The 18,096-nt window shown below is 69.5% G+C and carries 18 protein-coding genes; 10 read left to right on the top strand and 8 right to left on the bottom strand.

Translation table 11 applies throughout. From position 1 onward, the window contains the following. Nucleotides 1-71: 71 nt before the first annotated feature. The 5 genes from cobT to VEC11_RS06615 all read right to left on the bottom strand — a co-directional run bounded on the left by cobT (nucleotide 72) and on the right by VEC11_RS06615 (nucleotide 4,775). Nucleotides 72-1,904, bottom strand: coding sequence for a cobaltochelatase subunit CobT (cobT, locus tag VEC11_RS06635; protein ID WP_464129851.1), 1,833 nt, complete (start codon nucleotides 1,902-1,904; stop codon nucleotides 72-74). Next, a complete protein-coding gene (locus tag VEC11_RS06630) occupies nucleotides 1,904-2,665 on the bottom strand; it encodes a tyrosine-protein phosphatase (protein ID WP_464129850.1) in 762 nt (253 codons plus the stop codon). The genes cobT and VEC11_RS06630 overlap by 1 nt, the downstream gene beginning before the upstream one ends. A gap of 2 nt (nucleotides 2,666-2,667) precedes the next feature. Continuing rightward, nucleotides 2,668-3,672, bottom strand: coding sequence for a cobaltochelatase subunit CobS (gene cobS, locus VEC11_RS06625; RefSeq protein ID WP_464129849.1), 1,005 nt, complete (start codon nucleotides 3,670-3,672; stop codon nucleotides 2,668-2,670). Between the two features lie 67 nt (nucleotides 3,673-3,739). Further along, on the bottom strand, nucleotides 3,740-4,201 hold the full coding sequence (locus VEC11_RS06620; RefSeq protein WP_464129848.1) for an SRPBCC family protein: 462 nt from the start codon (nucleotides 4,199-4,201) through the stop codon (nucleotides 3,740-3,742). Nucleotides 4,202-4,232: 31 nt separating this feature from the next. Further along, the gene (locus VEC11_RS06615) at nucleotides 4,233-4,775 is read right to left on the bottom strand and encodes a J domain-containing protein (RefSeq protein ID WP_464129931.1); all 543 of its coding nucleotides are present in this window, start codon (nucleotides 4,773-4,775) and stop codon (nucleotides 4,233-4,235) included. 87 nt (nucleotides 4,776-4,862) lie between these two features. On the opposite strand from VEC11_RS06615, the gene VEC11_RS06610 reads away from it, so the two are divergent. Both VEC11_RS06610 and VEC11_RS06605 read left to right on the top strand, forming a co-directional pair. Next, a complete protein-coding gene (locus VEC11_RS06610) occupies nucleotides 4,863-5,147 on the top strand; it encodes a BolA family protein (protein ID WP_464129847.1) in 285 nt (94 codons plus the stop codon). 1 nt (nucleotide 5,148) lies between these two features. Further along, the gene (locus VEC11_RS06605; protein ID WP_464129846.1) at nucleotides 5,149-5,565 is read left to right on the top strand and encodes a hypothetical protein; all 417 of its coding nucleotides are present in this window, start codon (nucleotides 5,149-5,151) and stop codon (nucleotides 5,563-5,565) included. 13 nt (nucleotides 5,566-5,578) lie between these two features. On the opposite strand, the gene VEC11_RS06600 is transcribed toward VEC11_RS06605, so the two are convergent. From VEC11_RS06600 to VEC11_RS06590, 3 genes are all read right to left on the bottom strand, one after another. Beyond that, a complete protein-coding gene (locus tag VEC11_RS06600) occupies nucleotides 5,579-6,067 on the bottom strand; it encodes a GNAT family N-acetyltransferase (RefSeq protein ID WP_464129845.1) in 489 nt (162 codons plus the stop codon). 72 nt (nucleotides 6,068-6,139) lie between these two features. Then, nucleotides 6,140-7,261 carry a hypothetical protein gene (locus VEC11_RS06595; protein WP_464129844.1) on the bottom strand — a complete coding sequence of 374 codons (1,122 nt, stop codon included), beginning with the start codon at nucleotides 7,259-7,261 and terminating at the stop codon, nucleotides 6,140-6,142. After that, entirely contained in the window at nucleotides 7,258-7,569 is a 312-nt protein-coding gene (locus tag VEC11_RS06590) for a PadR family transcriptional regulator (RefSeq protein WP_464129843.1), read from the bottom strand. Before VEC11_RS06590 ends, VEC11_RS06595 begins: the two co-directional genes overlap by 4 nt. A 274-nt stretch (nucleotides 7,570-7,843) precedes the next feature. On the opposite strand from VEC11_RS06590, the gene VEC11_RS06585 reads away from it, so the two are divergent. The 8 genes from VEC11_RS06585 to VEC11_RS06550 all read left to right on the top strand — a co-directional run bounded on the left by VEC11_RS06585 (nucleotide 7,844) and on the right by VEC11_RS06550 (nucleotide 18,079). Further along, the gene (locus tag VEC11_RS06585) at nucleotides 7,844-8,413 is read left to right on the top strand and encodes a cupin domain-containing protein (RefSeq protein WP_464129842.1); all 570 of its coding nucleotides are present in this window, start codon (nucleotides 7,844-7,846) and stop codon (nucleotides 8,411-8,413) included. Beyond that, nucleotides 8,410-9,309, top strand: a complete 900-nt coding sequence (locus VEC11_RS06580; protein WP_464129841.1) for a pirin family protein — start codon at nucleotides 8,410-8,412, stop codon at nucleotides 9,307-9,309. Before VEC11_RS06585 ends, VEC11_RS06580 begins: the two co-directional genes overlap by 4 nt. Next, a complete protein-coding gene (locus tag VEC11_RS06575) occupies nucleotides 9,306-10,202 on the top strand; it encodes an alpha/beta fold hydrolase (RefSeq protein ID WP_464129840.1) in 897 nt (298 codons plus the stop codon). Before VEC11_RS06580 ends, VEC11_RS06575 begins: the two co-directional genes overlap by 4 nt. A gap of 18 nt (nucleotides 10,203-10,220) precedes the next feature. Further along, entirely contained in the window at nucleotides 10,221-10,676 is a 456-nt protein-coding gene (gene nusB, locus VEC11_RS06570; RefSeq protein ID WP_464129839.1) for a transcription antitermination factor NusB, read from the top strand. Nucleotides 10,677-10,693: 17 nt separating this feature from the next. After that, nucleotides 10,694-11,596, top strand: coding sequence for a thiamine-phosphate kinase (gene thiL / locus VEC11_RS06565; RefSeq protein ID WP_464129930.1), 903 nt, complete (start codon nucleotides 10,694-10,696; stop codon nucleotides 11,594-11,596). 102 nt (nucleotides 11,597-11,698) lie between these two features. Beyond that, complete coding sequence (locus VEC11_RS06560; RefSeq protein WP_464129838.1) at nucleotides 11,699-13,846, top strand: sodium-translocating pyrophosphatase; 2,148 nt, start codon at nucleotides 11,699-11,701, stop codon at nucleotides 13,844-13,846. A gap of 126 nt (nucleotides 13,847-13,972) precedes the next feature. After that, a complete protein-coding gene (locus VEC11_RS06555) occupies nucleotides 13,973-15,955 on the top strand; it encodes an alpha/beta hydrolase family protein (RefSeq protein ID WP_464129837.1) in 1,983 nt (660 codons plus the stop codon). Between the two features lie 99 nt (nucleotides 15,956-16,054). Beyond that, on the top strand, nucleotides 16,055-18,079 hold the full coding sequence (locus tag VEC11_RS06550) for an alpha/beta hydrolase family protein (RefSeq protein ID WP_464129836.1): 2,025 nt from the start codon (nucleotides 16,055-16,057) through the stop codon (nucleotides 18,077-18,079). The last annotated feature ends 17 nt before the right edge of the window (nucleotides 18,080-18,096 follow it).

The raw sequence follows: 18,096 nt of genomic DNA, 5'->3' as shown, positions 1-18,096 counted from the left end.
ATCCCCCCGGATCAACGATTTAATCGAGCGGAGACTAGACCGTTCGGCGGCGAAGGGGAAGCCGGCGCGGCTCAGTCCTTGTCGAACAGCCCGGCGAGCTGCTCGACCATGGTGCCGCCGAGCTGCTCGGCGTCCATGATCGTCACCGCCTTCTGATAATAGCGGGTCACGTCATGGCCGATGCCGATCGCGATCAGCTCGACCGGCGAGCGGCCCTCGATCCAGCCGATCACCTGCCTCAAATGCCGTTCCAGATAGGTGCCGCTGTTCACGGAGAGCGTGGAATCGTCGACCGGCGCGCCGTCCGAGATCACCATCAATATCTTGCGCTCCTCGACCCGCGCGATCAGCCGGTTGTGCGCCCAGAGGAGCGCCTCGCCGTCGATATTCTCCTTGAGCAGCCCCTCGCGCATCATCAGGCCGAGGCTCTTGCGCGCGCGGCGCCAGGGCTCGTCCGCTTCCTTGTAGATGATGTGCCTGAGGTCGTTGAGCCGGCCCGGATGGGGCGGCCGGCCGTCGGCCAGCCATTTCTCGCGGCTCTGCCCGCCCTTCCAGGCGCGGGTGGTGAAGCCCAGTATCTCCACCTTCACGCCGCATCTTTCCAGCGTGCGGGCGAGGATGTCGGCGCTGATCGCCGCGATGGAGATCGGCCGCCCGCGCATCGAGCCACTATTGTCGATCAGGAGGGCGACGACCGTGTCGCGGAACTCGGTATCGCGCTCCACCTTGTAGGACAGGCTGTGGGCCGGGTTGACGACCACCCGGGCCAGCCGCGCCGCGTCGAGCAGCCCCTCCTCCTGGTCGAAATCCCAGCTCCGGGACTGCTGCGCCATCAGCCGGCGCTGCAGCCGGTTGGCGAGCTTGGTGACCGCGCTCTGCAGATGGACGAGCTGCTGGTCCAGATAGGCGCGCAGCCGCCCCAGTTCCTCCTCGTCGCACAGCTCGGAGGCGGGGACCTGCTCGTCATACTGGCTGGTGAAGATGCGATAGTCGAAGCTCGGCGGCAGGTCGGACAGCGGCCGGTTCGGGCGGACCGGGAGCATGCCCTCCTCGCCTTCCTCGCCCATGCTGTCGCTGCCCTCGCCGGGATCCTCCTCGGACCAGTCGGTCTCGCCCTGCTCCTCGCCGGACTCCTGCTGCTCGCCGCGAATCTCCGCCTCGCCGCGGCCGCCGGCCTCGTCCTCGTCCTCGTCCTTCCTGTCCTCCTCGGCGCCCTCGGCCTCGTCGCCGCCCTCGCCTTCCTCGCCCTCGTCCGGATCGAGATTGCCGTCGGCCTCGCCCTCGACCATTTCCAGGTCGCGCAGGACCTTGGTGGTCAGGTGCGCGAAGGCGGCCTGGTCGTCGAGCGCGAGGCCGAGCGCGTCGAGATCGGCGCCGGCTTTCTCCTCCACCCAGGCGCGGACGAAGTCGAGCGCCGCGCGCGCCGCCTCGGGCGGCGCCTCGCCGGTCAGCCGCTCGCGAATCATCAGTCCGATCGCCGAGCCCAGGGGCACTTCCTCGCGGCTCCGCGCCCGGGTCAGCGGGTCCGTCTTCATCCGCATCTCGGTGAGCCGGGCGAGATTGGCCCTGACGCCCGCCATCGCCCGCGCGCCCAGCGCCTCGACCCGCGCCTGCTCGGCCGCGTCGAACACGCTGCGCGCCGCATCGTCGGCGGGTGAACCGCGGCGGTGCAGCGCCGGATCGTGATAGCGCAGCTTCAGCGCCGCCGCGTCGGCGAAGCCCCGCGCCTGCGCCGCCTCCTCCGGCCCGACCGTGCGGCCCGGCAGCGGCGCCTTGACGCTCTTGCCGGCGACGGTCGGGATGTCCGAGGTGAAGCTGAGCTCGACCTCGCTGTCCGCCGCGATCGCCCGCGTCGCCCCCGCAAGCGCGAGGCGGAAGGCTTCGAGGGGATTGTCGTCGGCCATCAGTGCACCAGCAGGGCGCGCAGCCGGGCGCGCTCGTCCTCGCCCACGCCGAGCTCATGTTCGAGAAAGCCGTCGACGCCGCCATGGCGTGCGTCGAACGCGTCGAACATGGCCTCGATATAAGCGGGCTCGGAGGCGAACAAAGGCGCGATCGTCTCGGGCGGGACGTGGGCGTAATGGTCCAGCAGCGGCCCGAAATCCGCCACTGCGGTCAGCGCATAATCGGCGACGATGGTTTCGCGCGGCACGTCGAGCGCGCTGAGGATCAGGGCGGCGCCGACGCCGGTCCGGTCCTTGCCGGCGGTGCAATGGAGCAGGAACGGCACCCGGCCGTCGAGCAGCCGCGCGAAGATGTCGCGATAGGAGGGCGCGTGCACCTCGGCGAGCACGCCGTAGAGCTCGATCATGGCCGCGCGCGCGGCTTCCGGCTCAAGGCGGTTGTCGCGCAGCAATGCCGCCAGCACGCCCGGCGTCTGCTCATGATCGCGCGCGACCAGCTCGGTGCCCGCGGCCGCGCACCAGCGCGTCGGCTGGTCGTCGCGCTCGGTGCGCCGCCTGAGGTCCCAGACCAGGGCGATGCCGAGCCCGGCGAGCTCCCGCTCGGCCGCCTCGCTGAGCAGGTGCATGGCGCCGCCGCGATAGAGCATGCCGCGCCGGACATGGCCGCCGCGCGCACTGGGATAGCCGCCGAAGTCGCGCAGGTTCAGCGCCCCGTCCAGCGGGAGCAGGCGGCTCCGGTCCGGGTAGACCTGCGGCTCCACGCTCAGGCCTGCCCGACCACGCTTTCCGGCAGGTCCTTGTTGAACACGCGCTGGTAATATTCGGCCACGGTCGCCCGCTCCGCCTCGTCGCATTTGTTGAGGAAGGTGAGGCGGAAGGCGAAGCCGACGTCGCCGAAGATCAGGCTGTTCTGCGCCCAGCTGATCACGGTGCGCGGGCTCATCACCGTCGAGATGTCGCCGTTGACGAAGCCGCGGCGGGTGAGGTCGGCGACCTTGATCATCTTCTCGACCTCGGCGCGGCCGCCCTCATGATCATATTCGCCCGACTTGGCGAGGACGATCCGGGCCTCGGTCTCGGCGGGCAGGTAGTTGAGCGTCACGACGATGTTCCAGCGGTCCATCTGGCCCTGGTTGATCTGCTGGGTGCCGTGATAAAGGCCGGTCGTGTCGCCGAGCCCGACCGTGTTGGTGGTCGCGAACAGCCGGAAATAGGGGTGCGGGCGGATCACCCTGTTCTGGTCGAGCAGGGTGAGCTTGCCCTCGGTCTCCAGCACGCGCTGGATCACGAACATCACGTCCGGCCGGCCCGCATCATATTCGTCGAACACCAGGGCGGTCGGCGTCTGCAGCGCCCAGGGCAGCAATCCCTCGCGGAATTCGGTGACCTGCTGACCGTCCTTCAGCACGATCGCGTCGCGGCCGATCAGGTCGATGCGGCTGATATGGGCGTCGAGGTTGATCCGGATGAGCGGCCAGTTCAGCCGGGCCGCGACCTGCTCGACATGGGTCGACTTGCCGGTGCCGTGATAGCCCTGGATCATCACGCGGCGGTTCTTCGCGAAGCCCGCGGCGATCGCCAGGGTCGTGTCCGGATCGAACACATAGGCCGGATCGAGGTCGGGCACGCGCTCGTCCGCCTCGGAGAAAGCGGGAACCTCGAGGTCGCTGTCCACGCCGAAGGCCTCGCGCACCTTCACCATCCGGTCGGGCGCGTCCATCACCGTCGCGGCGCGGCTGTCGGGGTTCACATTGGGTATGTCTGCCATGGCACTTCTCTGAATCTTTCGCGTCCCCTACCCCTTCGCGACGGGGCAAGTCGAGTGCGATCCCTGCCTATTCGACGTAGCGCGCGAGATTGGCGAGGGAGGAATTCAATCCGCTGGCGTGATCCTCGGCGCTGATCCCGGGCGGCACGTCGCTGGCGCGGATCGCGACTTCTGTGCCTTCGGACGTCGGCCGGAGCAGCCAGGTCATCCGCATCGTTCCGGCGAAAACCGGGTCGTCCGATTCGAAAACCACCAGTTGCTCCAGGCGCCTCTCGGGAGCGATCGCGGCGAAACGCACGGTGACCACGTCGCGGTCCGCACCACTCTTGCCCCGCGCGCCGGCAGCATCTTCATAGACCAAAGTCATCCTGTAGCCGCCGCCGGGACGCAGGTCGAACCGGTCCAGCTGCGCGGTCATCCCGGACGGAGGCAACCAGCGCGCCAAAGCTTCCGGATCGGTCAAGGCGGCCCAGACCTTGCGCGGCGGCGCGGCGATGACCCGTGACGCTTCGTCGACCCTGCCCGTCATCCGGTCCCTGTCTCCCTGGAGAATCTCGCACTCAGGCGAAGAGCGGCCGCCCCTTCAGCGCCGTATAGGCCTCGATCACCTGCTGCAGCGCCTTCTCGTGGCTGCGGTCGCCGCCATTGCGGTCGGGATGGTAGCGGCGGACCAGCTCGGCATAGCGGGTGCGCAGCGCCTTGCGGTCCGCGTCGACGTCGAGGCCGAGCGTGGCGAGGTTCTTGCGGTCGCCCGGCGAGAGGGGACGCCCGTCCTGGCGCTCCCTGGCCTGCTCCTGCCGCGCCCGGAAGCGCGCGCCGATCGCGTCGAGCGGGTCGGCGAAATCGGCCCAGCGGGGCGGCGGCGACTGGCCGACGGTGCCGAAGGCGCGCGTCTGCCGCTCCCAGCCGCCATAGGGATTCTGCGCCTCGCTGATCTCCTCGGCGCTCATCCCCTCGAACCAGTTATAGGCGGCGTTGAATTCTCGGACATGGTCGAGGCAGAGCCAGCGATAGCTTCCGGGCCCGTCGAAGCCCGCCGCCTCGCCGCCGGGCGCGCGGAACTCCCCGGCCTCGGTGCAGCCGGGCGCCGAGCAGATTTCCATCCGCCCCTCGACCCGCCCGTGAAACCTCTTGCCCGCCGTCGCCAACGCTCACTCCCTTTCCTGCACAGCCCCTCTATATAGGCCGGTATGACCCAGTCTTTAACCGGCCCGATCGCCCGCGAGATAGAGCAACGGCTGCGCGCCGCCCTGGCTCCGACCCGCCTCGCCGTGATCAACGACAGCGCCAGGCATCACGGCCATGCCGGCGACGACGGCAGCGGCGAGAGCCACTTCACCGTCGAGATCGAGGCCGAGGCCTTCGCCGGCAAGAACCGCGTCGACCGCCAGCGCGCCGTCAACGCCGCGCTGGGGAACATGCTGGAGGGGCGGGTGCACGCGCTGGCGATCAGGGCGACGGCGCCGGGCGAGTAAGATGCAGCGGAATTTCTCGCTTGAGTCCGGCTTCAGCGCGGTTCGGCTCGGGAGCCTGCTGATCGACCTCCACAATCTCTATACGGTGGCTGAAATCTCAACCGACCCGCGAGGAGAGACGCTGGTCGTCCGGTTCGACCGCGACCATGGTTACGAGGGACCGGTGGACCAGCCGGAGCATGTGACGCTGCGCTGCACCGGCGACCTGCGCCTGGCCGTCAGCAACGTGGCGGCTTTGCTGGACGCACCGGACGAGCTCGACTTCCTCATCGCTTATTTCGACGACGATTGCGGCTGGGGTGAGTTCCTCGATGAGGATCTGGCAGCGCGCCAAGGCTTCGACGGACTCCATCTGGGCTTCGGCGAAGACCGGGTCCTTCGCATTCGCTGCGCCGACGCCGACATCACGGTCGGGTGACCGGAAGCGCCCTTCAAAGCTCGCGGTAATAATGGACAGCCGGGATGACCCGGTCGAACCCCAGCGCCTCGTAAGCCCGCCGCGCCGGCTCGTGCGCCGCGTCGCCGCCCGTGCCGACATAGGCGATCTCCGCGCCGCGCGCCTTCAGTCGGGCCAGCGCATGTTCGTACAGCCGCCGGCCCACACCACGCCGCTGCTGCGCCGGGGCCACGGCATTCAGCCCGACCTCCCCGGTCTTTGTCCCTGCATCGAGGATGGCGAAGCAGAAGCCGGCAATCTCGCCGTCCGCCTCGGCCACGAACACCTCGGTCCGCCCGTCATCCTCCGCCAGCGCGTCGAACATGTTTGCGTAGCCGCCCTGCCAGTCCGGATAGTGGAGCGCGAAAATCGTCTCGCCGAGCGCCGCCCGGAAGCCCTCGTGGATCGGCGTGAAGGCGGCGATGCAGATGGCGAGCGCGGCGTCGCGATCGGCGGGCAGATAGGGGCGGATCGTCACGGTCACGGTTCGGCTTCCTCGCGCAGCTGGCTCGCCATAATGAGACGGACCTGAACGGGGGATTCCGCATCGCCCCCTTTATGCGGAATGAGCGATCGGGATGCCGGTGCGCAGGCTATCCATGGATGTCTCCGGATCAGCCGTCCGCGCGGCACCTTGCCGTCCGGCGGCGCCTCCCTCCGCACGTATCGGCAGGCCGAGCAGGCTGACCAGATAGCCGAGGATCGCGCTGCCGCCATAGCCGACCACGGGCGTCGGGTAATTGCCGAGCATGGCGGCGAGGATCACGCCGAGCCAGATCGTCCCGAAGACAGCGTGGCTCATCCTGTGCTCGCGGTCGCCCGCCAGGCCCGCCGCGGCCGGGACGAGCAGCAGCAGGGCGCCGCCGGCCACCGCCATGCCGGCCAGGGGGTGCAGCGCGAAGGCCGTGAAGAAGATCTGGTCCACGAAGGGCACTGCCGGAGACGGGTCGGCCCGCAACAGGGTCGCGGCCAGCGCCGCGCCGGCCCCGCCCAGCGCAAGCAGCACATTCCGCTCGGGCCGGAACAATGCGAGCACGGCCAGCGCGGCCGCGAGCGCGCCCGCCATCGCCCGGTCAGGCTGCAGCGCCAGTGCCAGAGCGGCGAGCAGGATGGCCAGCGTCGAAAGGCCGTCGCGGCTCCCGGCGAAGCGCAAGGCGAGGATGGGCAGCAGCACCAGCGAAGGCTGGAGCATGACGCCGCCGACGGCGACCCAGCGCGTCACCCCGTCCGCCGAGACCCCCACCAGCGCGGTGAGCAGCAGCAAACCGGCCAGCATGAGGTCGACAATACCGCGCCGGACATCGCCCACCCGGGTCAGCACGACGATGGCGAGGAGGCCCAGGATCAGCGCCAAGGCATTCACGGCCAGATAGCGGTGCGGCGCGCCGGCGGCTGCCATCCAGACGAGGCCGAGCCCCGTCGCGCCCGTCGCACAGGCCATTGCCAGCCGTCGCGGCCGCCCGCTCAGCACGTCCATTCTCGTCTCCTCTTTCGTCGCCAAGTGGAAAAGCAGGCGCGCCCTGAGCGCGCAGCCCAGGCAGCCGAGCGCGAACATCGTGGCGGCGATCTGCCCGTCGATGGCGCGGGTCTCGGCCGTCATCGCGCGGCCCCAGTCGCGCAGCGAAGCGGGCAGCAGGCGCGCGGCACAGCGGGCGATGAGCAAAGCGGCCCGGCTCATGCCGGCTCGCCCCGGAAGCCGGCAGCGCTGCGGCCGGACTCAGCCGGCGGATTGTCCAGTGCCAGCCGCCGTCCCGCGGCGGTCAGCCGATAAGCGTGGCGCGGCGGCCGCCCGGGCTCGGCGGGCTGCTGCCACTCGGCCTCCAGATGACCCTGCGCCTCCAGCCGGATCAGCAGCGGGTAGAGCGTCCCGGACTTGATCCCCGCCTCGCGGCACAACTCATAGCCGTGGCACCAACGGGCGCCTGCCCCGGCGAGGATGGCGAGGATCTCGCGGGCGGGCTCGGACAAGGCACGGCTACGGACCATGGGGCATAACTCTACCTATGTAGATTTAGAGTCAAGCACGAACGGCGGCGCCCGTTGCAATGTAGGAAACCACCTGTCACCCTCAGGCGATGACGCGCGCGACTCGCCTTGCCCTGCGCCGTTCCAGCGACATTTCGGTCGATTTTCGAGGCAGAGCCCCCCGGCGATTCCATGTGACATTCGTGTCACTCGTGACCTTTCGCGAGTCGTGGCGATGCCCGCGCATGGCGAAGCCATCTTTCCGCAGGACCTGCCCGCCATGCTAGGGAGCGCCATGACCATGGAAAAGCCGCGGGTTCGCCGGATCGTGACCGGCCACGACGCTGAGGGCAAATCGACGATCATCGAGGATGGCCCGGCGCCGCGCGTCGTCACTTTGGACGGTCGCGGCAGCGCCTTCATCGAGCTCTGGTCGACCCGGGCGACGCCGGTGCCGATCGACCGCGCCTCCGGCGAGCCGGCCGAGGAGGGGGTCCGCCTGCATCCGCCGGCCAATGGCACGCGGCTGCGCATGGTCGACTTCCCGCCCGAAAGCGAGGAGGTGCTGGCCCAACTGACCCCGGAGGTCGTGCGCGCCGCCTTCGCCGCGATCGGCGCCGCCGACGCGCTCCCCGACCGCGACGGGCCGCACCCTTTGATGCACCGCACCGAATCGGTCGATTACGGCATCGTGATCGAGGGCGAGATCACGCTCGTGCTCGACGGGAGCGAGACCTTGCTTCGCGCCGGCGAGGTGGTCATTCAGCGCGGCACCAGCCATGCCTGGGCCAACCGATCGGGACGGATGGCGCGCATAGCCTTCATCCTGATTGACGGTGCCTATGACGCGGAGCTTCAGCGATGACCGACGACCCCTTCCTCCTCACTCTTTTGCCCACCACCCACGATCTCGGCGGCTTCAAGGTCCACCGCACCCTGCCGAACCGGGAGCGGACGACGGTCGGGCCGTTCATCTTCTTCGATCAGATGGGCCCGGCGCAGTTGGCGCCCGGGACGGGGATCGACGTGCGCCCGCATCCGCACATCAACCTCGCCACCGTCACCTATCTGTTCGCCGGCGCGATCGACCATCGCGATTCGCTCGGCACCTTCGCGACGATCGAGCCCGGCGCAGTGAACCTGATGACCGCCGGGCGCGGCATCACCCATAGCGAGCGCTCGCCGGCCTCGGTCCGCCCGGACGGACCCGCGCTGAGCGGCATCCAGACCTGGCTCGCTCTGCCCGCGGCCAAGGAGGAGATGGACCCGGCCTTCGAGCATGTGCCGAAGTCGGATCTCCCCGTCGTGGACGGGATCGGCGCCCGGGCGCGGGTGGTGATGGGCTCGCTCTGGGGGGAAAGCTCGCCCGTCACCTGCCACAGCCACACCGTCTATGCCGACATCCACCTCCGTCCCGGCGGCGCGATGCCCATCGATGCCGAGGCGGACGAGCGCGCGCTCTACGTGGCCGAGGGCGAGGCCAGCCTCGATGGCCTGCGGCTCGAACCCTCCACCCTCTACGTCCTGCGCCCCGGCATCGCCGCTACACTGCGCTCCGCGAGCGGCGGCCATGTCATGCTCTGCGGCGGCGCGCCGATGGACGGCCCGCGCCACGTCTTCTGGAATTTCGTCTCCTCCCGCCGCGACCGGATCAATCAGGCGAAGGAAGACTGGAAGGCCGGCCGCTTCGCGCTGCCGCCCGACGACCATGACGAGTTCATCCCCCTGCCCGAGGTCCCGCTGACGGTGAGCTATCCATGACCGGCCTGACCCAGACGCGGATCGCCCTCCCCACCGGCGTCACCCTGAACGTCGCCACCGGCGGGGCGCGGGGCGGGGAGGCGATCATCTTCCTGCACGGCTTCCCGGAATCGCACCGCACCTGGCGCGCGGTCGCACCGGCGCTGGCCGAGGATTATTTCGTGGTCTGCCCGGACCAGCGTGGCTTCGGCGCGTCGGACAAGCCGGAGGGCGTCGAGCAGTATCGAGCGGACCGGATCGTCGAGGACCTGATTGCGCTCGCCGACGCGCTGGAGATCGGCCGCTTCACCTTGGTCGGCCATGACTGGGGCGGGGCGGTGTCCTGGCTGGCCGCGCTCCGCCATCCGGACCGGATCCAGCGGCTCGTCATCGTCAACGCGCCGCATCCCCTGGTCTTCCAGCGGAGCCTGATCGAAGATCCCCTCCAGCGCGCCGCCAGCCAGTACATCACCGCCTTCCGCAACCCGACGATGGAGCGCGGCCTCGAGGCGATGGGGCTGGAGACCTTCTATGCGAAGACCTTCGCCAGCCACGCCGACATCTCGAAAGTCCCCGATGAGGAGCGCGAACGCTATCTCGCCGACTGGGGCGCGCCCGGCGCGCTCACCGCCATGCTCAACTGGTACCGGGCAAGCGAGGTCGTGGTGCCGGCGCCCGGCGAGGCGGCTGAGCTCCCCGCGTGGACGCAAATGCCATTTCCTTCGATCCGGATGCCAACGCTCGTCATCTGGGCAATGCGCGATTCCGCGCTTCTCCCGATCCAGCTGGAGGGCCTCGACGGACTCATCGAGGATGTGCGGATCGTCCGGGTCCCGGACGCAGGCCACTTCATCCCCTGGGAATGCCCGGCCCCGGTGCTCCGGGCGATCGGGGATTTCATGCGGCAGCCATAGCCGCTAGAGCCGCGCGCCATGGCCACCACCCCCAAGAGATCTTTATCCCGTTCCGCCGCCCGGCTCGCCGCCGTGCAGGCACTCTACCAGCAGGAGATGGAGTCGACCCCGGTCGCCGTCCTGCTCCACGAATTCCACCACCACCGGCTCGGCGCCACGATCGACGGCGTCGAATATGCCGAGGCCGAGGTCGATTTCTTCGACGATCTGGTGAAGGGCGCCGACGCCCGGCGCGAAGAGCTGGACGCCTTGATCGCGGGCCGCCTCGCCGAGGGCTGGTCGATGGCCCGGCTCGACAAGCCGATGAAGGCGATCCTGCGCGCAGGCGCCTATGAGCTCGCCGCCCGCGCGGACGTCCCGACGCCCACGGTCATCAGCGAATATGTCGACGTCGCCAAGGCCTTTTACGACGCGCGCGAGAGCGGCTTCGTCAACGGCCTGCTCGATGCGATCGCGAAAGAGGTGCGCAAGTAAGCAGCGAATCCGCCTTCATCGATACGCTCCGCGCGCTCGCCACCGATCCGGCGGCCCGCGGCCTGGTCGACGATGCGGCGGTGCTGGAGACGGGCGACGGCGCGATCGTCCTCACCCACGACATGATCGTGGAGGGCGTCCACTATCTGCCCGGCGATCCGCCAGCGGACGTCGCCTGGAAGCTGGTCGCGGTGAATCTGTCCGACCTCGCCGCAAAGGGCGCGCGGCCAATGGGCGTATTGCTCGGCTTCACCCTCGGCGAGGAAGCCTGGGACCGCGCCTTCGCCGACGGACTCGGCACGGTCCTCGGCGCGTTCGGCATCCCCTTGCTCGGCGGGGACACGGTCTCGGCGCCCGCGCGGGTGCTCGGCCTCACCGCGATCGGCCGGGCGGAACGCGTCCCGCCGAACCGCAGCGGCGCCGCTCCCGGCGACCAGCTCTGGGTCAGCGGCACGATCGGCGACGCCGGGGCTGGCCTCGCCGCGCTCCGGGAGGGGCGCGACGCGGCGCAGCTGATCGAGCGCTACCGCAATCCGCGCCCGCGGCTGGAGGCGGGCGAGCGGCTGGTGCCCCTGGTCAAGGCGATGATGGACGTCTCCGACGGCCTGCTGATCGACACGGGCCGCATGGCGGAGGCCAGCGGCTGCCGCGCCGAGATCGCGCTCGAGGCCGTGCCTCTGTCCGAGCCTTATCTGGCCGATCGCGGCGAAACCCGCCTCGAGGCGGCCACGGCCGGGGACGATTATGAACTGCTCTTCGCCGCCGCGCCGGCGCAGGCGCCCGCCATCCTCGCTTTGTCCGAGGAGCTCGGCCTTCCCTTCACCCGTGTCGGCACCTTCACGGCCGGCAGCGGGCTCGGCCTGACCGAGGACGGCGCCCCGGTCGCACTGCCGCAGCGCCTCGGTTTCGAGCATGGTTGAAACATTTCCCCATCCCCCTTAAAGCCCTCGCCGCACACGGGGGCGCGCCGCGCGGCGGCGACCGTCCTTTCCTGCTCGGATTTCAGGGGAAAGATCGCAAAAATGACCGGCCTTACCGTCGTCTACATCGCCTTGGGCTGCGGCCTGCTGGCCGTGCTCTACGGCCTTCTCACCATCATGCAGGTGCTGAAAGCGCCCGCCGGCAACGAGCGGATGCAGGACATCGCCGCCAGCGTCCAGGAAGGCGCCCGCGCCTATCTGAAGCGCCAATATATGACGATCGCCGTCGTCGGCGTGATCGTCGCCGTGCTCGTCGGGGTCTTCCTCGGCGTGGTCTCGGCGGTCGGCTTCGTGATCGGCGCGATCCTCTCGGGCGTGACCGGCTTCGTCGGCATGAATGTCTCGGTGAAGGCGAACGTCCGCACCGCGGAGGCGGCGCGCACCTCGCTGCAGGGCGGCCTCACCATGGCCTTCCGCGCCGGCGCGATCACCGGCATGCTGGTGGCGGGCCTCGGCCTGCTCGCGATCGCCGCCTTCTTCTGGTACCTGGTCGGCCCCGCCGCCAATGCCGCCAATTCGCGCGCGGTCATTGACGGCCTCGTCGCCCTGGCCTTCGGCGCCTCGCTCATCTCGATCTTCGCCCGTCTCGGCGGCGGCATCTTCACCAAGGCCGCCGACGTCGGCGCCGACCTGGTCGGCAAGGTCGAGGCCGGCATTCCGGAGGACGATCCCCGCAACCCGGCGACCATCGCCGACAATGTCGGCGACAATGTCGGCGACTGCGCCGGCATGGCCGCAGACCTGTTCGAGACCTATGTGGTGACGCTCGGCGTGACCATGGTCTCGATCGCGCTCACCCTCACCGCGCTCGGCAGCGAGCTGCTGCTGAAGCTGATGGCGCTGCCTTTGCTCGTCGGCGGGGCCTGCATCGTCACCTCGATCATCGGCACCTACATGGTCCGCCTGGGCCGCAAGCAGTCGATCATGGGCGCCCTCTACAAGGGCTTCTGGACTGCCGCGATCCTCGGCGCCGGCGCCGTCTATCTGGTCACCTGGCTGGTGCTTCGCGACCATGGCGGCATGGACGCCGAGTTCGCGACCTTCACCGGCGCCGACGGCAGCTTCGCGCCGCTCACCGGCATGAAGCTCTTCTACTGCATGCTGATCGGCCTCGGCCTGACCGGCGCTTTGGTCTGGATCACCGAATATTATACGGGCACCAACTTCCGTCCGGTGAAGTCCATCGCCAGGGCCTCGCAGACCGGCCACGGCACCAACGTCATTCAGGGTCTGGCGATCAGCCTCGAATCCACCGCGCTGCCGACGCTCGTGATCGTGATCGCGGTGGTCGCGGCCTATCAGATCGCCGGCGTGATCGGCGTCGCCTTCGGCGCGACCGCGATGCTGGCTTTGGCCGGCATGGTCGTGGCGCTCGACGCCTACGGTCCGGTCACCGACAATGCCGGCGGCATTGCCGAGATGGCCGGCCTGCCGGACGACGTCCGCACCCGCACCGACGCGCTCGATGCGGTGGGCAACACCACCAAGGCGGTGACCAAGGGCTATGCGATCGGCTCGGCCGCGCTTGCTGCGCTCGTGCTGTTCGGCGCCTACACGACCGACCTGCAGCACTTCTTCGGCGACGTGCGGGTCGATTTCTCGCTCTCCAACCCGTACGTGATCGTCGGCCTGCTGATCGGGGCGTTGCTGCCCTATCTGTTCGGCGCGTTCGGCATGACCGCGGTCGGCCGGGCGGCGGGATCGGTGGTCGAGGACGTGCGCGCCCAGTTCCGCGACAATCCGGGGATCATGGAAGGCACGACCCGGCCCAATTACGGCCGCACCGTCGACCTCGTGACCCGGGCGGCGATCCGGGAGATGATCGTGCCGTCGCTGCTGCCGGTGCTCGCGCCGATCGCCGTCTACTTCATCATCACCTGGGTCGCGGGCCAGGGTGCGGGCTTCGCCGCGCTCGGCGCCCTCTTGCTCGGCGTGATCGTCTCCGGCCTGTTCGTCGCCATCTCGATGACCTCGGGCGGCGGCGCCTGGGACAATGCCAAGAAGTATATCGAGGACGGCAATTATGGCGGCAAGGGCTCCGAGGCCCACAAGGCCGCCGTCACCGGCGACACGGTCGGCGATCCCTATAAGGATACGGCCGGTCCGGCGGTGAACCCGATGATCAAGATCACGAACATCGTCGCCTTGCTGCTGCTCGCGGCGCTGGCCGCCAAAGCCGGCGTTCATTGATCGGGTCCATCGGCACCTGAGCCACTTCAAGCCCCGTCCGGTCCGCCGGGCGGGGCTTTTCCTTTCGGGCCTTTGCAGCGCCGCGCTTCTCGTTTAGCCCTGATTTGAGGGGCTTTCGGGGGCGAGATGGATCGGATACGCCAGTTCGGGTGGCGGGGGGCATGGCTCTCCGCGCTTTTCCTGTCAGCGGCCGCTTTGGCCCAGCCCCCCGCGCCGCCGGCACCTGCTCCTGCCCCCGGACCGGGAGCGACGGCTGCGGCGCCGGCGGAGCGGCCGATCGAGCAGTTCGCAGCGCTCCCGCATTTTTCCGCGCCCCGGCTCTCGCCGGACGGGACGCGGCTGGCGGTCAAGATGCGGGCGCAGGGCCGGCAGGTGCTCGCCATCATCTCGCTCGCCGATCCGGCGGCCCGCCCCGCCTTCCTGAGCGGCGGCGACGCGATCGACATCAACAGCTGGACCTGGGTGAACGACAATTGGCTGGTGGTCGCGGTCGGCACGCAGGACCGCAGCGGCGACCAGGACATGTACGTCACCCGGCTGCTCGGCATCGACCGCGAGGCCAGGGTCATGAACCGCATCGGCTGGGTGCCGTCGGGCCAGCTGGCGTCCGACATCCTCTGGGTGGCGCGCGACGGCAGCCCCCGCATCGTCTTCGCCAAGCAGGACGGCTATTATGGCGCCGAGTTCTGGCCGAGCGTCTACGAAGCCGACGTCTCCACCGGCCGCACCCGGCGGGTGGTGAGCTCGCGCGACGGGGTGCTGTACTGGATCGCCGACGGCCAGGGCAATGTCCGCATGGGCTATGGCTATAATGATGACGACGGCGCCGAACGCCTGATCTATCGGCCCGACGGCACGGGAGACTTCCGGACGATCGCCCGCGCCAATACGCGCCGCGAGGAGCGGGTGCCGATGCCCGCCATGTTCCTGCCGGGCAACAATGCCGCGATCGCCATTTCGGACCGCGACGGCTTCGACGCCGTGTACGAGATGAGCCTTCCGGATCTGGCGCTCGGCCGCCGCCTGTTCGCCGTCGAGGGCTATGACATCGACGCGATCCATCCGACCGCAACCGGCGACCGGATCTCGGGCGTCTCCTACACGGCGGAGCGCTCGACGGTGCACTGGCGCGAGGAGTCGATGCGGCGCGTGCAGGGAAGCCTCGATGCGACCTTCGGCGAGGGCCGGGCCCGCATCATCTCCTGGAATCGCGACCGCTCGAAGCTGCTTGCGTTCGTGGGCGGGCCCAGCCAGGCGGGCGCCTATTATCTGGTCGATGCCGCGGCGCGGTCGGCCAGCCGGGTCGCCTGGCTGAACGAAGCGCTCCAGGACCGGGAGCTCGCCCCCGTCAGGACCATGCGCTACCGGGCCCGCGACGGCGTCGAGATCGAGGCGGTGCTGACCCTGCCGCCCGGCCGCGAGGCGCGCAACCTGCCGGTGATCGTGATGCCGCATGGCGGCCCCTCGGCACGCGACGCCGAGAGCTGGGACTGGATTACGCAGTTCCTTGCCGACCGCGGCTATCTCGTCGTCCAGCCCAATTATCGCGGCTCCTCTGGCTACGGCACCCGGTTCGCCGAGCTCGGCCGCGGCGAGTGGGGACGCAAGATGCAGGACGATCTCGACGATGCGCTCGCCTGGCTGGCCCAGCAGGGGCTCGCCGACCGCAGCCGCGCCTGCATCGCCGGCGCCTCTTATGGCGGCTATGCCGCGCTCCGCGCCGCGCAGCGCGCGCCGCAGGCCTATCGCTGCGCAATCTCCTATGCCGGCGTCTCGGATCTGGCCGCCTTGTCCCGCTACGACCGCAACTTCTTCAACAGCCGCGGCCGGCGGCAATGGCTGTCCGCGCAGGCGCCCGACTTCCGTGCCGTGTCGCCGCTCCACCACGCGGCCGCCTTCACTATCCCGGTGCTGCTGATGCATGGCGACCGCGACGTGTTGGTGCCCGTCTCCGAATCGCGGCGCATGGCGGAGCGCCTGCGCGACGCCGGCCGTCCGCACCGCTATGTCGAGCAGCGCGGCGCCGACCATCATTTCTCCCGCGCGGACGACCGGCTGCAATTCCTGCGGGAGCTGGAGGCCTTTCTCGACCAGAACAATCCTGTCTGACCGGCGAACCTTCCTGAAAAAAACACCGCGATCACCGCACTTTGCAAGTCACCGGATTCGGTCTAACTTTCGCGGCGACTGCAAATTTCGGGGGACATCATGAAGAAGTGGCTCGCCTTCCTTTGGCTGGGGGCGCTTGCCGCGCCTGCCGCCGCCCAGCAACAGACGGCGCCGGCCCCGCGCGAGCCCATCCCCCTCGCCGTCTTCGCCCGCCTGCCCGAAATGCAGCAGGTCCGCATCTCGACCGACGGCAGGGCGCTCGCCTTCCGCATCCGCGTCAATGGCGAGCAGGCGCTGGCCGTGCTGCCGCTGGACGAGCCCAATGCCCGGCCCCAGATCGTCGCCCGCGACGCCGAGTTCGACCAGCGCGAGGGCTTCCGCACCTCCGGCTGGACCTGGATCGATCCGGACACATTGCTGATCGCGGTTGAGCAGCGAACCGACTTCGAGGGGCAGCGCGTCACCGCCTCCCGGGTCATCGCCTATAACCGCCGCACCCGGATCACCACCCGGCTGGGCTGGGAGGGCACGATCGTGCGCAGCAACCTGCTCTGGATGTCGCACGAGGGGCCGCCGCGCATCCGGCTGCAACGCCTGCCGGAGGGGCGGGGCTTCGAGCGGCTGAACAATCCCGAGGTGATCGAGGTCGACGTCGCCACCGGCCGCACCCGGCTGATCGAGCAGCAGCGCCGCGGCGTCACCGCCTGGTTCGCCGACGGTCAGGGCAATGTCCGCATGGGGCTCAGCAGCGACGCGGATTCGGGCCGGCTCCAGGTTCTCTACCGCTCCGGCGGCGACGGCAATTTCCGCACGATCATCCGCGAGCGGACCGAGCGCTATCGCGACCCGCCGGTGCCGATCGTCTTCCTGCCCGGGGACCGCGCGCTCGCGGTCAGCCGCCACGAAGGCTATCGCGCGCTCTACGAGGTCGACCTCAACACGATGGACTTCACCCGCAAGGTCTTCGGGCTCGACAATTACGATATCGACGATGTCGACCTCAACGTGGAGCAGACGGCCGTCGACGGCATCGACGTGACCGAGGATCGCAGCCGCACGATCTGGATGAATCCCCGGCTCCGCGAGATCCAGCAGGCCCTGGACGAGACGTTCGGCGCCGGGATGACGACGATCGTCTCCACCGACCGCGCGCGGACCAATATCGTCGCCCGCGTCGGCGGTCCCGACCAGGCCGGCGCTTATTATCTCTACAATGTCGAGAGCGGCTCGATCCGCAACCTCGGCTGGGTGAACTCGACCTTGCGCGACATGCGCCTCAATCCGGTCCGCACCGTCCGCTACCGGGCGAGCGACGGCCGCGAGGTGGCCGCGGTGCTGACCCTCCCGCGGCTGCGCCCGGCGCGGAACCTGCCGCTGATCGTGCTGCCGCATGGTGGTCCCTGGGCTCGGGACGCCGAGAGCTGGGACATCTGGGCGCAGCCGCTGGCCGAGATGGGCTATGCGGTGATCCAGCCCAATTTCCGCGGCTCCTCCGGCTATGGCTATGCCTGGGAGGCCGCGTCGGACGGCAATTGGGGCATGCGCATGCAGGACGACCTCAACGACGCCGTGGCCTGGCTCGCGCAGCAGGGTATCGCCGATGCCGCGCGCGTCTGCATGTTCGGCTGGTCCTATGGCGGCTATGCCTCCTCGCGCGCCGCCCAGCGCGACCCCGATCGCTACCGCTGCGCGATCAGCGGCGCCGGCGTGCACGACATTCCCGACATGGTCACCTACGACCGCAACTATCTCGGCCGCTACGGTTCGCAATATATCGGCAGCGCCGCCTCGCGGCTCGCCGACGTTTCCCCGGCCCGCCATACGGACGGACGCTGGGCGCCGATCATGATCGTGCATGGGGCGCGGGACGATCGCGTTCCGGTCGCCCAGTCGCGCACCCTGGTCTCGCGGCTCAGGAGCTCCGGCAAGGTCGAGGGCCGCGACTTCGTCTATGTCGAGCAGCCCCGTAACACCCACAACCTGCCGCTCGAGGCGGACCGGCTGCAGCTGCTCGTCGAGATGCAGCGCTTCCTCGGCCAGCATAATCCGTCGGGCGTGGCGGTGGCGGCAGCGGCGCCGGCGACGGCCGCCACGCCCGCGGCTCAGGCAGCGTCGCCCCGCTGAGCATTCGGGGACGGGGG

The sequence above is a fragment of the Allosphingosinicella sp. genome (assembly GCF_035626655.1).
Classification (GTDB): Bacteria; Pseudomonadota; Alphaproteobacteria; order Sphingomonadales; family Sphingomonadaceae; genus Allosphingosinicella.
Note: the sequence above shows the minus strand (reverse complement) of the source record. Positions and strands in the feature narration are given on the sequence as shown.

Bases quoted from the DNA above. Each gene is read 5' to 3' on its own strand.
- VEC11_RS06590 (WP_464129843.1), bottom strand. From the start codon at position 7,569: ATGGTCCGTAGCCGTGCCTTGTCCGAGCCCGCCCGCGAGATCCTCGCC.
- cobS (WP_464129849.1), bottom strand. From the start codon at position 3,672: ATGGCAGACATACCCAATGTGAACCCCGACAGCCGCGCCGCGACGGTG.
- VEC11_RS06610 (WP_464129847.1), top strand. From the start codon at position 4,863: ATGACCCAGTCTTTAACCGGCCCGATCGCCCGCGAGATAGAGCAACGG.
- cobT (WP_464129851.1), bottom strand. From the start codon at position 1,904: ATGGCCGACGACAATCCCCTCGAAGCCTTCCGCCTCGCGCTTGCGGGG.
- VEC11_RS06555 (WP_464129837.1), top strand. From the start codon at position 13,973: ATGGATCGGATACGCCAGTTCGGGTGGCGGGGGGCATGGCTCTCCGCG.
- VEC11_RS06620 (WP_464129848.1), bottom strand. From the start codon at position 4,201: ATGACGGGCAGGGTCGACGAAGCGTCACGGGTCATCGCCGCGCCGCCG.
- VEC11_RS06560 (WP_464129838.1), top strand. From the start codon at position 11,699: ATGACCGGCCTTACCGTCGTCTACATCGCCTTGGGCTGCGGCCTGCTG.
- nusB (WP_464129839.1), top strand. From the start codon at position 10,221: ATGGCCACCACCCCCAAGAGATCTTTATCCCGTTCCGCCGCCCGGCTC.
- VEC11_RS06550 (WP_464129836.1), top strand. From the start codon at position 16,055: ATGAAGAAGTGGCTCGCCTTCCTTTGGCTGGGGGCGCTTGCCGCGCCT.
- VEC11_RS06575 (WP_464129840.1), top strand. From the start codon at position 9,306: ATGACCGGCCTGACCCAGACGCGGATCGCCCTCCCCACCGGCGTCACC.
- VEC11_RS06595 (WP_464129844.1), bottom strand. From the start codon at position 7,261: ATGAGCCGGGCCGCTTTGCTCATCGCCCGCTGTGCCGCGCGCCTGCTG.
- VEC11_RS06585 (WP_464129842.1), top strand. From the start codon at position 7,844: ATGACCATGGAAAAGCCGCGGGTTCGCCGGATCGTGACCGGCCACGAC.
- VEC11_RS06605 (WP_464129846.1), top strand. From the start codon at position 5,149: ATGCAGCGGAATTTCTCGCTTGAGTCCGGCTTCAGCGCGGTTCGGCTC.
- VEC11_RS06615 (WP_464129931.1), bottom strand. From the start codon at position 4,775: ATGGAAATCTGCTCGGCGCCCGGCTGCACCGAGGCCGGGGAGTTCCGC.
- VEC11_RS06580 (WP_464129841.1), top strand. From the start codon at position 8,410: ATGACCGACGACCCCTTCCTCCTCACTCTTTTGCCCACCACCCACGAT.